Source organism: Ligilactobacillus agilis DSM 20509 (assembly GCF_001436215.1).
Classification (GTDB): Bacteria; Bacillota; Bacilli; order Lactobacillales; family Lactobacillaceae; genus Ligilactobacillus; species Ligilactobacillus agilis.
In genome coordinates, this window is the sequence record NZ_AYYP01000010.1 from 45,146 (window position 1) to 58,969 (window position 13,824).

The 13,824-nt window shown below is 35.6% G+C and carries 16 protein-coding genes and 1 pseudogene; 16 read left to right on the forward strand and 1 reads right to left on the reverse strand.

What is annotated here, in order from left to right; all coding sequences use genetic code 11:
* The first annotated feature begins 23 nt into the window (after positions 1-23).
* The 13 genes from FC14_RS01240 to FC14_RS01310 all read left to right on the forward strand — a co-directional run bounded on the left by FC14_RS01240 (position 24) and on the right by FC14_RS01310 (position 11,064).
* Positions 24-254, forward strand: a complete 231-nt coding sequence (locus tag FC14_RS01240; protein ID WP_004103221.1) for an SHOCT domain-containing protein — start codon at positions 24-26, stop codon at positions 252-254.
* Between the two features lie 52 nt (positions 255-306).
* A complete protein-coding gene (locus FC14_RS01245) occupies positions 307-1,866 on the forward strand; it encodes a recombinase family protein (protein WP_056975874.1) in 1,560 nt (519 codons plus the stop codon).
* A gap of 5 nt (positions 1,867-1,871) precedes the next feature.
* A complete protein-coding gene (locus FC14_RS01250) occupies positions 1,872-2,288 on the forward strand; it encodes a recombinase family protein (RefSeq protein WP_004103225.1) in 417 nt (138 codons plus the stop codon).
* Between the two features lies 1 nt (position 2,289).
* Complete coding sequence (locus FC14_RS01255) at positions 2,290-3,855, forward strand: recombinase family protein (RefSeq protein ID WP_056975876.1); 1,566 nt, start codon at positions 2,290-2,292, stop codon at positions 3,853-3,855.
* 140 nt (positions 3,856-3,995) lie between these two features.
* Positions 3,996-4,235: a single-stranded DNA-binding protein gene (locus FC14_RS01260; RefSeq protein WP_056975877.1), complete on the forward strand. Its 240-nt coding sequence runs from the start codon at positions 3,996-3,998 to the stop codon at positions 4,233-4,235.
* A gap of 28 nt (positions 4,236-4,263) precedes the next feature.
* Entirely contained in the window at positions 4,264-5,022 is a 759-nt protein-coding gene (locus FC14_RS01265) for a hypothetical protein (RefSeq protein ID WP_044036489.1), read from the forward strand.
* Positions 5,019-6,014, forward strand: coding sequence for a hypothetical protein (locus FC14_RS10845; RefSeq protein ID WP_235804488.1), 996 nt, complete (start codon positions 5,019-5,021; stop codon positions 6,012-6,014). The genes FC14_RS01265 and FC14_RS10845 overlap by 4 nt, the downstream gene beginning before the upstream one ends.
* Positions 6,015-6,038: 24 nt before the next feature.
* Positions 6,039-6,476, forward strand: a complete 438-nt coding sequence (locus FC14_RS01275; RefSeq protein ID WP_056975879.1) for a hypothetical protein — start codon at positions 6,039-6,041, stop codon at positions 6,474-6,476.
* A 1-nt stretch (position 6,477) separates the two neighbouring features.
* The gene (locus FC14_RS01280) at positions 6,478-7,620 is read left to right on the forward strand and encodes a hypothetical protein (protein ID WP_044036492.1); all 1,143 of its coding nucleotides are present in this window, start codon (positions 6,478-6,480) and stop codon (positions 7,618-7,620) included.
* A 371-nt stretch (positions 7,621-7,991) separates the two neighbouring features.
* A complete protein-coding gene (locus tag FC14_RS01285; RefSeq protein WP_056975882.1) occupies positions 7,992-8,246 on the forward strand; it encodes a hypothetical protein in 255 nt (84 codons plus the stop codon).
* A 48-nt stretch (positions 8,247-8,294) separates the two neighbouring features.
* Positions 8,295-8,903, forward strand: coding sequence for a DUF1349 domain-containing protein (locus FC14_RS01290; protein WP_056975884.1), 609 nt, complete (start codon positions 8,295-8,297; stop codon positions 8,901-8,903).
* An 81-nt stretch (positions 8,904-8,984) separates the two neighbouring features.
* A complete protein-coding gene (locus tag FC14_RS01295; RefSeq protein WP_056975886.1) occupies positions 8,985-9,314 on the forward strand; it encodes a hypothetical protein in 330 nt (109 codons plus the stop codon).
* Positions 9,315-10,527: 1,213 nt separating this feature from the next.
* Positions 10,528-11,064, forward strand: a complete 537-nt coding sequence (locus FC14_RS01310; RefSeq protein ID WP_056975892.1) for a hypothetical protein — start codon at positions 10,528-10,530, stop codon at positions 11,062-11,064.
* Between the two features lie 110 nt (positions 11,065-11,174).
* Here the strand turns inward: FC14_RS01310 and FC14_RS01315 are convergent, their stop codons facing one another.
* On the reverse strand, positions 11,175-12,050 hold the full coding sequence (locus FC14_RS01315) for a LysR family transcriptional regulator (protein ID WP_056975894.1): 876 nt from the start codon (positions 12,048-12,050) through the stop codon (positions 11,175-11,177).
* Between the two features lie 123 nt (positions 12,051-12,173).
* Between FC14_RS01315 and FC14_RS01320 the strand changes: the two genes are divergently transcribed.
* The 3 genes and pseudogenes from FC14_RS01320 (at position 12,174) to FC14_RS01325 (ending at position 13,741) form a co-directional block, all read left to right on the forward strand.
* The gene (locus FC14_RS01320) at positions 12,174-12,596 is read left to right on the forward strand and encodes an LbetaH domain-containing protein (protein WP_420890253.1); all 423 of its coding nucleotides are present in this window, start codon (positions 12,174-12,176) and stop codon (positions 12,594-12,596) included.
* A pseudogene (locus FC14_RS11105) lies at positions 12,597-12,743 on the forward strand (DapH/DapD/GlmU-related protein); the annotation flags it as partial.
* 5 nt (positions 12,744-12,748) lie between these two features.
* Positions 12,749-13,741, forward strand: a complete 993-nt coding sequence (locus FC14_RS01325) for an alpha/beta hydrolase (RefSeq protein WP_056975897.1) — start codon at positions 12,749-12,751, stop codon at positions 13,739-13,741.
* Positions 13,742-13,824: the final 83 nt, after the last annotated feature.

Consider the following 13,824-nt stretch of genomic DNA (forward strand, 5'->3'; position numbering starts at 1 on the left):
CTGTAGAAATGGAGGTTACCTATATGCAGATTACTAAAATTACAGATAAACAGGATCTACTATTAAATCCAAAAAGGAAATATCTAAGTGCCGAGGCTCTTCAAAGAGAATTTGATTATTATAGGGCGGAAAAGCTATTACATCAAATGCTTGATAAGGGTCTTATTTCAAAGGAAGAGTTCAACAAAATTATGCTATTAAACCGCGAAACTTTCTCACCTATGTTAGCACAGATAATGCCCGATATTCCTTGATATACTGGGCGTTCAGAGGTAATATGTGACCTACCAAAAAGGAGGTGAGTCGATGAAAAAGATAACAAAAATAGACGGGAATAAGGGTACATCAATTATCAAGCCAAAATTACGAGTAGCTGCTTATTGTCGTGTTTCTACGGACAGTGATGAACAGTTAGTGAGCCTAGAAGCACAAAAATCCCATTATGAGACTTACATAAAGGCAAACCCAGAATGGGAATATGTTGGCTTGTATTATGATGAGGGGATCAGTGGGACTAAAAAAGAAAACCGGTCAGAACTTCTTAGAATGCTATCAGATTGCGAAAGCAAGAAGATTGACTTAATTATTACAAAGTCCATTAGTAGGTTTGCAAGAAACACAACGGATTGTTTAGAGATGGTTCGTAAACTGTTGGACCTGGGTATTTACATCTATTTTGAGAAAGAGAATATCAATACCCAATCAATGGAAAGTGAGTTGATGCTTTCTATATTAAGTGGACTTGCAGAAAGCGAGTCCATTTCCATTTCGGAAAACAACAAATGGGCAGTTCAAAGGAGATTTCAAAACGGAACTTTTAAGATTTCATACCCACCATTTGGTTATGACAACATTGATGGTCAAATGGTGGTAAACCCTGAGCAGGCAGAAATCGTGAAGTATATTTTCGCAGAAGTATTATCGGGCAAAGGTACACAGAAAGTTGCAGATGATCTTAATCAAATGGGTATACCTACTAAAAGAGGTGCTCGTTGGACTGCTACTACAATTCGAGGGATATTAAAAAATGAGAAATATACTGGGGATGCTATACTGCAAAAAACTTATACAGATTCCCGATTTAATAAGCGCACCAATTATGGTGAGAAAAATAAATATTTAATAGAAAATCACCATGAGGCAATTATCAGCCATGAAGTATTTGAAGCAGTAGAAGCTGCCTTAAATCAAAGGGCAAAAGAAAAGGGCATAGAAAAGCGTAACAATAAATACCAAAACCGGTATTCTTTCTCTGGAAAAATTATTTGCTCGGAATGTGGTAGTACCTTTAAAAGGCGAATTCATTCATCTGGTGCAAGAAAATACGTAGCCTGGTGTTGTAGCAAACACTTAAAGCAGATAACAGAATGTTCCATGCAGTTTATTCGAGATGAGGATATAAAGAAGGCATTTGTTACGATGATGAATAAGCTGATTTTCGGCAGAAAACTTATTCTACAACCACTATTAGAGGCTTTACGTGGAATGAACAAGTCTGATAACCTTTCAAGAATTCAGGAATTAGAGAAGCAAATTGAAAAAAACGCGGAACAGAGAGAACTGCTTGTAAAGCTTATGGCGAAGGGATATCTAGAACCTGCCCTTTTTAATCGAGAAAACAATGAACTGCAAATGGAAGCAAACAACTATATGGAGCAAAAAGAAGCATTAATTCATGCCTTAAATGGAGAATTATCAAAGGTGCAGGAAGTCAGTAACTTAATAAAATTTACAAATAAGGCTGAAATGTTAAGTGACTTTAACGACCAACTTTTTAATGATTATGTTGAAAAAATAATTGTCTTCTCAAGAGTAGAGATAGGTTTCATTTTAAAATGCGGAATCACACTAAGGGAAAGGATGTGAGAAAAGTGGCACATACGCCTTACGGCTATAGGATAGAGAATGGTAGAGCAGTTATCGATGAAGAAAAAGCTGAAAAGGTTAGGAGTTTGTATAGGGGATACTTATCAGGCCTTTCTTTATCGGTCGCAGCAAAGACTGCTGGAATAGATGCTTATCATGGAACTGCTGGAAGGATGCTAAGAAACGAACGTTATCTTGGTGATGATTATTACCCTGCCATCATTGATAAAGAGACCTACGAAAAAGCAGAAGCAGAGAGGGTAAAGAGAGCGAAAAAGCTAGGTAGAATCTTTGAACCCAAGAAAGAAGACAAACCTACTATTTCTAAGAAGTTTACCATAGGACAAGTAATTCAGAAGTATACAAATCCTTTTACACAAGCGGAGTATGTTTATAGCTTAATAGAAAGTGAGGGACAGTAAGATGGCAGTTAGTAAAAATGTAATGATTATACCTGCAATAAAACGCATGGGCAACAATCGAAAAGAAGATGAAACACCAAAACTTCGGGTTGCTGCTTATTGTCGAGTTTCTACCGACAGTGATGAACAAGCTAGTAGTTACGAAGTGCAGATTGAACATTATACTGAATTTATTAAGAAAAATTCAGAGTGGGAATTTGCAGGGATCTTTGCTGATGATGGTATCAGCGGTACAAATACAAAAAATCGTGATGAATTTAATCGAATGATTGATGAGTGCATGGCTGGGAAAATTGATATGGTTATTACCAAATCAATAAGCCGATTTGCTAGAAATACCTTGGACTGTCTACAATACATCAGGAAACTTAAAGATAAAAATGTAGCGGTATATTTTGAGAAAGAAAATATCAATACACTGGATGCCAAAGGTGAAATTATGCTTACCATTATGGCATCTTTGGCGCAACAAGAGAGCCAGTCATTAAGCCAGAATGTAAAGCTTGGCTATCAATACCGATACCAACAGGGAGAGGTAATGGTCAATTGTTCTAGGTTTTTAGGATATACCAAAGATGAAAATAAGCGATTAGTAATTGTGCCGGAGGAAGCTGAAATAGTTAAAAGGATTTACCGAGAGTATCTTGAAGGCTCCAGTATGGATAAAATCAAAAAAGGACTTGAAGCTGATGGCATACTTACAGGTGCGGGGAAAAAAAGGTGGCATACCAGTACTATAAGGAAAATATTAAGCAATGAAAAATACATTGGTGATGCACTGCTCCAAAAAACTTATACGGTAGATTTTCTTACAAAAAAGAGGGTTGTGAATAACGGAATCGTACCTCAGTATTATGTAGAGAATAACCATGAAGCCATTATCCCGCGTGAAATTTTCATGCAGGTACAAGAAGAGTTAGTTCGTAGAAGTAGAGGACATATAAGTACTAGCGGAAAGAAAAGAAACTTTAGTTCAAATCATGTATTTTCACAAATTATCTTCTGTGGTGAGTGTGGCGAAATATACCGTAGAGTTCATTGGAATAACCGAGGTAAAAAATCAATTGTTTGGAGATGCGTCAGTAGACTTGAGAATACAGGGTTAACTTGTCATTCCCGAACCGTGCTGGAGGATATGATAGGCCTTGCTACGGTGGAGGCAATTAATAAACTAATAGGGCAAAAGGATGGCTTTTTAACTATCTTAAAGGAAAATATAGAAACAGTGATAAGTGAAACGGACAATAATATTGTTTCCGAGATAGATAAAAAGCTAGAGGAATTACAAAAAGACCTTTTGAGACTGGCCAATTCCAAAGAGGATTATAACGATATAGCTGATGAGATTTACAGGCTCAGAAAGGAAAGACATAAGGCTTTAGCAGAAGAAGCAGGCAAAAAAGGTTCCAAGCAAAGACTAGAAGAGATGGAAAAATTCCTAAATGAACAATCCACCCTCCTTGAGGAGTATGATGAGCAACTAGTAAGGAGACTTATAGAGAAAATAACGGTTTATGATGACAAACTAACTATTGAATTTAAATCTGGTGTAGAAGTAGATGTATAAACATAACCTTCATGAATGACCACCATTCAGGAGATATATTCTCTTGATAGGTGGTTTTCTTTCATTGACTGGAATTGGTAAAAGGCATATAATCTTATTAACAATGTTGTTGATATTGTTATTGATAAGGAGATGACAACATGGGTGATGTTAATGAGTTACTAGAAGAAGCTATTAAGGAAACTGAAAACTTGAATGAAGGTGAAGTCTTTCTTGTTAAAGATCTGTTCAAGGGTTATGTATGGAATAGAATACCCAGAAAGGATCGACTTCTGCTTGGGACTTTATTTTTAAACTACGTAAATAAAATGGAAGGTAATATAAAGGCAATTGAAAAGACCTCATCTAACCAGCAGAGGTACGAAAAGGTTTGTAAATAATTTAACTATTCATGAGGGGGGGATCGTTTTGTCATTAATATGTAGGCTGTTTGGTCACAAGTGGAAAGATGGAGTTTGTAATCGCTGTAATAAGAAGAAAGCTGAGTATGATGATAAAGTTCAAGCAGCAATAAGCGGGAATAAAGAAATCTTGCAGACAGGTAGGACTTCTGTAGATCAATTAGAGCATGATTTGAAAAAAGCTATAGCCGATGAGAAAAAAAGTATAAATCCAAAGTTCCACAGAACAGAAAAGGAAGAAGAGTTGTCATTTAATTTCTCACAAAAATGGGCATCGGCAATCCAGAAATATGAGGATGCCATATATTCTGAGACAGCTAAAGTAGGTACGCTGGATTCTATAGATAAGAATATTGAGCAATGTCATAAAGCTATAGATGCTTTCGAAGCTTTTAGGAATTACTGTTATAAAAAGAGTAAAGGCGGTCAAATCTATTTTGATGATATGTGGGAACACTGTCACAATTCTAAAGATCCTTGTTTTAGTTACATTCAAAGCACTAAGGATTACCTTATAGAGCTTACAGAAAATTATGATACATACAAAATTCGTTTTGAGAAAGAGAGTCGGCTTGATACGATTTTATTGGATATTATTAGTAACGATAATGGTATTTCTCAACGCAAACTTTACCCGTTAATTCCAGAGGTACCACAAGCCACTATACGTAAGGCGGTAGATGGGCTTGCTAAAGATGGAAAGATTATTAAAGAAAAGAAAGGCAGTAGTTATACTTTAAGGCTTGCTGAGGGTGAGAAAAATTGAAGAATAGAATCGGCAATTCACACATAGAAGCACTAAGGAAGCAGTTCAAGAAATATTTAAATGATAACTATGAACATCTGAAAGATAAAAGTGTAATTTACAGTGATTCCTTTTATCCTTATCGCCATGACATTGGCATGGATTTTTGGGATATATTTATTGACGATAATTCTTTAAGAAAAGCACGTGAACTATTAGAAATTAAGTTCAGCAATGAAAAATCCCACAAGAACCCTAGAAGGAATTCTTATGGCTATATGCGTACATTCAAAATATTTAAGGAGTTTATCGACAATACCTATGGAAGTGTAGGCGGCTACATAGAATTTGCTAAGACAAATCAGCCTCCCAAGATTGAAAAAATGGTTATTGAAAAAGTTCCTAGAACCAAAAAAGCAAAAGACGCAAGACCTGATGTATTGCGGCCAAGTTGTGAGGAAGTGGATAGGTATTTATTAGCTTGGGAGCAATTAGAAAACTACGCATTACAGGAAAGTGCTTTAAACAAACTCTTTTACCAGACTTACCCTGACAATAAAGATATAGATGATGTTCTTGTAAAAGTATCGGTCTTAAATGACTTTTACAGTACAAATATATTCTCACCATTTAAAGTAGCAAAGCACATCATCGATTTAGATATTGATGAAAGACTGGCGGCGGGTGATATTACTTTAGTAAATGAAATAGCAAGAGTCGATATGGATAACGGTACGGTAAAAAATTTTTATTCCTTTGCAACAAAATATTGTAGCCATCATAAACCCCTGGACTTCCCTATCTATGACAGTTATGTAGATAGGCTTCTTCGTTATTTTCGGGATGTTGATGGGTTTTATAGTTTTAATAATCACGACATAAAGGACTATGTTAAATTCAAAAAAATATTGCTGGAATTCAGTAAGTTTTATAATCTTGAATCCTATAACCTAAAAGACATAGACAAATACCTATGGCAGCTTGGAAAAGAAAAGTTTCCGAAGAAGTATTAAGTAGTTACGGAGGAGGTGTTCCAATTGCAGATACAAAAAGTAAGAATTATTTCAAATAATATATGCTTCGGTCCAGAACCACTTCCTGATGACGAAGTAGAACAGCATTTGACCATATCTGCTAATGGTGGAATATGGTTTACAGGATATAAATATGGAAATGGTTTTGGTCGGTTCGAGATTTCTAGAAAGCAACAGTTTAATATTGGGAAACCCGTAGTTAAGGAAATATTGGAGCTTTTCTCCCAGTATCTAGATAGCGATCAATTGACTTGCTATGCTACCGATATAGGAACTTGGGAAATGAAAATTACAGATACCAAAGGTGAGGTACATATTTTCAAAGGTTCACTTTGCGGTGGAGTGACTGTTGGAGATATTGATATAACAAGATTTTTAAGGAGATACTTGCCGATTAACCAATTATTTATATTTGATGGATGCGAAGAGGAGGAAATATAAAATGAGCTTAAATCTTAAAGAGTTTCAAAAAGAATTGGCACATCAAAAAGTATATGACACATGGCAATATATTGATAGTTTAAGAGAGATGCTCTCTTATATGGAACTGTCATACCAACTGTTAGTAAATGTTCATAAAAACAGAGTGGATTCGTTAAAAACACAACAGTCAAAGATTTTACAACAGGCAATTGAAACCGGTTCGGCATCAGTAAAGGAAAGTGACTTGCATTGTACAGATCTAAAAATTGCAGGTTTAACTATTGATGATGGTATATTTTTAAGGAAAACCATAGTAGAGTTTTTTCACTATGCTAGAATGAGTATGGACATCATGTTTCAAATTATTAATGCTGCTTTGTTTGGCGATGAATCCTTTGATATTACGGATAGGCGGTTAATAGGAAAAGTAAACAGAAAGCTAGGCACTGTTGCATCATTTTCAAAGTTAAAGGTATTATTGGATGCGAATAAAATTAATCCAACATTTTTATATTTGCAAGCTTTTGATAACTACATTAAGCATATAAAGACAATTCTTGTTACGATTAAGACCAGCTTTCTTTTAGGTTCTAAAGATGAGTTCTTTATTAAAGATTTCGTATATGATGGTACACTTTATCCGATGGTGAATGCTTTGGATAAGGTTAAAGAAGTAAATGATTATGTTCAACAAACTGCAGAAGCTATTCTTACTGAGGTTAAGAATCAGTTGCCAAATTGTCTAAATAATAGTCAAAGAATTCAAAACATTACTTTTAAGCAGGTTATTAAAGAAAATGCTCAATCTCATGCTGTTGAATATATATCATTTTTTATTGATGTTCAGAATGACATAAATGAGCTACCTAATGAAATAAAAGTATTACCGTTGTTAGTAAAACCAAATGATGAGATATATAGTTTTGATTTTAGAATTAAAAAGATTTTTATAAGGAAAAAAGGCAGCGAAGAAGATGGCATAGTGGGGTATGCAGAGCTAAAAAATGGATTAGAGACAAATGAGTTTTATAGAGTTTTTGAAGTTCATCCATGTGGTATTGAAGAATATCATAGGTATATTTTAAACTTCGCAAATGAATATCCCCGAGTGACATTAAATTATTATGCTATGGAAGGTACTATTATTATTTGCAAAGATTAGGTCGATATGTTCCCGCCTACCGATAGTGCAAAAAGTGCCGATGACGTGTTTCCGACTACCGACAATGTAAAAGACATCAATCCACCCCGCTCGTTGCATGTTGAGAGTGTGACGGTGCTGGAACGAGTAAAGTAGGGTGCCAGGAACCGCGTCATTACGTCGTTTATAAAATTACCAAATGTGTATCTTTTTGTGGACCAATGTTCACAGACAGATGCACTTTTTCATATGTGGCGAGAAAAGCTAATTTAATAAGTTTTGTTCTTAGTGAGAATAAATCGTAGATTTTGATCAAGTTACTACAAGCAAGTGCGGATTCCACGTGATATAATTAATGTGATTTTATTACTTGAAAGAGGTAGGTAAGCGCTATGAAAGAACGAGCTGAGGTAAATAGTGATGATTTGCGGACTGAACGTGAAAAACAGTATCGTCGCATCATTAAAAGGCACCAGGCGGCGTGGTTAGTTCTGTTTATTGCCGCAATTGCGCCAACTGACTATTCGTTGGCCCATCAGTTAATTTGGTTGCACTATCTTTTTGTCATTCTTTTTGTCGCGACTACGATTTCTATGGGCTATTGGCATTATCGGCTAAAAAATTTTTTGCAAGAAAATGGTAAATAAAGATTGTACACTCACAGCATACTTGAATTACAAAAGGAAGAAATAACAATGAAAATCAAAACAAGTGAATGGCAATGGACCAGAAAACCCAAAGCGTACACAATTACAGATGATAAAATTGAAATTACTACCAATCCCCACACCGATTTATGGCAACGTACTTATTACCATTTTAGAAATGACAACGCTCCAGTTCTTCAAGTTAAAACGACAGATAAATACTTCTCTTTTGTAGTAAAAACAGAATTCGATAGTAAGGTCCGCTTCGATCAATGTGGTGTAGTTATGTATTTAAATTCCGAAAATTGGTTGAAGTCATCAATTGAATATGAGAATGAAGAATTTCAGCACCTAGGCAGTGTAGTTACCAACAATGGTTACTCAGATTGGGCAACGACTGAGATTGATGCTAATATCAAACAAATGTGGTATCGGTTAAGCCGTCGGGAAGATGATTTTTGTTTAGAATGTTCAGAAGATGGCGTTAAGTATAAGCAGATGCGGATTTGTCACATGGCGAAAGCTAATGATGAAATTCAATTTGGCATCTACGCTTGTTCACCGGAAGAATCGTCTTTTAAAGCGACATTTACTAACTTTGAAGTGACAGATTGTAAATGGTTAGCTCATGATGGACAGGCTCCAGATGAGAATTAGGCTACTGAATATAAAGGGTGCTAGCTAAAATTGCTGAGTACTGATTTTAGGGCCTAATTTACAAATCAAAGGGGAAACACAATGCAGAAAATCAAATTGATGTTTGAATTTATGCACGGTCCTATTTGGCCTTCGGACCCGTTTACCGGTCAACCAATGACAGATATTAAGTTAGTTGATAATGACCCGGACTTAAAATCATGGAATACTCGGTGTTCAGAGTTTTGGGATGAATGTTATGAATTTAACTCCCATGAGCAGGCTTGCTATTTTAACAAGGTTACCCTAGCAAATCATAAGCAAGAACTTTTAGATTTATTGGTCAATATTAAACAACGGCTAGCGGAATTAAATCAGGAAGAATTTATCTTGGAAGACCAGGTTACCGATTGTTTGAACGGTGGTAGCTAAAATTGCACACCTTTGTCCTTGAAAGTAAAACCAATTTTGTTTTTGGAGATAGTGATTTAATTGACGAAATGTAGCAAATAGGGAGTTTGTTCGAACTTGGATATGGTGAGTTAGCACTTATCTTAGTTAAATTGCTGTAGAAATTCATCCCTAGAAAGTAGCAACAAATCGCATTACTTCGGTATTTGATTAAGGCAAACAACACATAGCAAGAGTGGCTGTGCTGGAACGGATAGAGAGCGATTAAAGTTTGCTAGTTGTGAATCGTACCCTAACAATAGGGTGCGATTATAATGATTTATTTTTTTATGGAGAAGTGGTTTGTGGAATTTATTCAGTACAATAAAGCAGGAAAAATTGCCAAAAGATGTATTTGTGAGTTAAATCAGTTAAAGTGTCCACCTTTAGGACAAAAGGTAAGGGTTACGCTAAATGACGAAAAGCAGTACATAGGCTTTTGGGATACTTTTTTTGGATTTGATTGAAATTAGTAAGTATGATTTAGACGAAAATACCGGTGAGTTAAGAAGTGACAATAGTCTAGTAACTTTCATCCCCATAAACAAAATTTTCCGGCTTGAAGCTATTTTATATAGCAATCCACGCTGGGGAGTGGCTCCAACTAATAAATTTACGTTCTCCAAACCAGTAAGAAGAGATTTTAAGTCAGATTTTTAAAAAAATTGGCCTGTAAAATAAGCATTTATTGGAATTTTGAACCGTTAAAGTTCCGATTAGCCAGTTATAAATAAAAATTAAGATTCTAATTTCTATGTTAGCCATATTAACGCTGAAACAGTGATAAGGTACAACGCTGAAATTGAGAAGAATGCATCAGAGTTTGTTATTCAACTGAATAATTAAAATTACAAAAAGTGGCTAAGTTCATTATAGAACTCGCCTTACAATTATTTTGAGAAATGTGCTTATTAATGGACAATTAAGTCATATTAATAAGTCCCTTGGTGGAATAGACCAGGGAATGTTTGTAGCAAGTATGAAAAATCTATTTTCATTTAAGGCCAAAATACTTGGTTATCAGCTTGATGTGTCTCAAATGATGGGATATGTTTTGCTACTGATTCTTGGATGCATAGTCGTTCAGATTTTGACATATTCTAAAACTTATAAGCGGGCTTAATAAAGATGCAAAGTTAGAAAGAGAAATATATTTTGACTAAAGCAAAATCCATTGAAAAGGTAGGAATGTTTCATGAAAAAGGCTTTTACCATTGCGGCTTTGAGAAAGAAAATCAGCAGCAGTCAACCAAAAGAGATTGAAAACCTTTTGGTTGAGCTGTACCGGACTAATACTACAGCTAGTCGGCAAATTGATGTGTTCTTTAACGCTAATTCACTTGAGGATGAGTATCAGGAAGCTAAAAAACGGATCACAAAGGCTTTTGATAATCCTAGTAAAATTCCCAACTTAAGCACTGTTAAACGAAATATTAGCGACTTTAAAAAATTTAATCCGCCTGCAGAAAAGGTGATAGACTTAGAACTAATCTATGTAACTAATCTGGCTGGATTTTTGGAAAGTTTTGACGGACCGGACTCTTACTACAAGTCATTGCTTTCGGTTACCAATACCTTAGCACTTAACTGTATGCAAGCAAACCTTAGCTTAACTGGGCCACAAACTGAGCAGTTAAAGGTAGTGCTAGACCTGTTGCTCGAGTATGGTTGGGAACCAGAGTATTATGTGTTTGATATACTGGATTTACCTTATGAGCAACTGTTGTATTAGATGTTATGCTTAAAAATAGCGCGGAGGTAGACTAAGTTAATCGTAGAAATAGCCCGCTGAAGTCCAAGCTACTGGACATTCAGCGGGTTATTTTAGGTTGATATAAATGTTTAACTAGAGATTAGTTTTTTTAGTTCTGTCAAAAGTAACGTAGCGGTTTTAGATAAAGTTTGATTCCTTGACCAAATAATCTTCATAGGTGAGGAAATAGTAGGAGTTATTTCTTTGAAAATAAGTTCACTCGCGTTAGTGTTTACTAAATGCTTAAAGCAAAGGGCATAACCTAAACCTTCTTTTACAAAGAGGCTAGCATTGTATAGCAAGTCATATGTTCCAACGATGTTCAAATGAGCTTGGATGCTTTTTAAATCATTGGGCATCTCGTCAGAAAAGCCTTGTCTTGAAATGATTAGAGGTAATTTTGAAATATCAGCAATACTTACGTTGTTTTTAGCTGCTAAAGGACTGTCTCTCCGCATTAAAAGTCCCCAAGTATCTAGGTAGGGTAAACTTAATGAGTTAAAGGAAGAAGTGTCAAGGCTCTGTACGGTTACAGCAAAGTCTAATAGGCCATTATTTAGTCTTTCAACTACTGTTTGGAAGTTGCCGCTGTAAATATGAAACTTAATGTTGGGATATTTTTGTTTCAGTACTTTGACGGCTTTAGCAATAATGGTTATCCCGTAAGATTCGGCGCAGCCAATATATAAATCGCCTCCATTAAAAGCGCTCATAGCTTGAAATTCAGTCTTGGTTTTTTGGACAATTTCCAAAATATCCAGTGCTCTTTTGTAAAGGATTTTTCCTTCAGGCGTAAGGTTGATACTGTGGTTGGAACGGTTAAATAATTTTTGACCAAGTTCACTTTCTAAATCTTTTAATTGTTTTGAAAGTGTTGGTTGTGTAAGATGCAATTTTTTAGCTGCTTTGGTCATGTTTTGTTGATTAGCCATTTCTACAAAATGCTTTAAAACTCTGATTTCCATATTGATTCCCCCTTAGGTTATTATATGTCTAGATATAGACAAAATGAATATCTAATAATAAATTATAAGTATTTTATATTTTAAAGATAGAAGTATATAATACGCTTACAAGGAGGGGTTAAGATGGAGTTAGCAAATTTTTTAGAAGCTATGGCGGCTGAAAAAGAGGTTATTGCAGGCTCAAAAGAACATCAATTCATGTCTTATTTATCGCAAGAGGCTCTTAAAGTCACGATGGAGTTGAATAATAAATATCATACCAGTGAGGAAATTAGAGTATTGATGGAAAAATTGACTGGTAGAAAAATAGATGAAAGCTTTAGGATGTTCCCCCCTTTTTATACGGATTGTGGGAAAAATATCAAATTAGGTAAGAATGTTTTTATCAATGCTGCTTGTATGTTTCAAGACCAAGGTGGAATTGAAATTGGAGATGGTACGCTCATAGGTCATAATGTGGTAATGGCCACACTTAATCATAACCTAAAAGTAAAAGATAGGGGAAATGTTATTCCTAAAGCAATCAAAATTGGCAAGAATGTGTAGGTTGGAGCTAATGCGACTATTTGTCAAGGCGTAGAAATTGGGGACGGAGCTGTTATTGCAGCTGGCGCTGTAGTTACGAAAAATGTAGCGAAAAACACAGTAGTCGCCGGTGCTCCAGCAAGGTTTATCAAAAATGTTGAGGAGTGATTGATATGGTGAAAAAAGAGGAATTAACTTTAGTAACTGAATGGGATAAGGTATTTCCTAAAAGCAAGCTAGTAAGGCACATGAAGGTAACGTTTATTAATCGTTATGGAATCACACTTGCAGCTGATTTGTATGAACCGAAAAATCCTAATGGAAAACTTCCAGCGATAGCGATAAGCGGTCCCTTTGGAGCTGTGAAAGAACAGTCTTCAGGTTTATATGCACAGCAGCTAGCAGAACGAGGTTTTTTAACAATGGCATTTGATCCCTCCTTCACTGGTGAAAGTGGAGGCAAACCTCGAAATATGGCCTCACCTGATATCAATACAGAAGATTTTCAAGCGGCAGTTGATTTTTTAAGTAATTATGAAGGGGTCGATGCTGATAAAATAGGTATTGTCGGAATTTGTGGTTGGGGTGGCCTAGCACTTAACGCTGCTGCGCTTGATACACGTATCAAGGGGACCGTTGTGTCTACAATGTATGATCTAACTAGGGTAGCGGCCAAAGGTTATTTTGACTCTGAGAATAACGAAGAAGCTAGGTATGAAATAAAAAAGAAATGGAACGAACAAAGGACAAAAGATTATCAAGTGGGATACTATGAAAGAGCAGGAGGAGTAGTTGACCCGTTACCTGAGGATGCTCCCCAGTTTGTGAAAGACTATTATGCTTACTATAAGACAGACCGTGGTTACCATAGTCGGTCGCTCAATTCAAATCAAGGCTGGAATATAATAGGCACTATGTCATTTATTAATCAACCCATCTTAGAGTATAGCAATGAAATTCGCAGTGCAGTCCTTATTATGCACGGTGATAAAGCACATAGCTATTATATGGGCAAAGATGCTTATAAAAATATGGTGAAAGATAATCCGTATTCTGCTAATAAAGAGTTTCTTTCAATTAAAGGGGCAACGCATACTGACTTATATGACAATGTGGGAGTGATTCCCTTTGCAAAAATACAGAAATTTTTTGAAGAAAATCTGTAGTGAGTTTTTTATGCCAAAGAAGTTAAATTAGAGTTAAGGTGGTCTAGTCTCTAAAAAATTAGTTGGAATAATAATTCTTACCG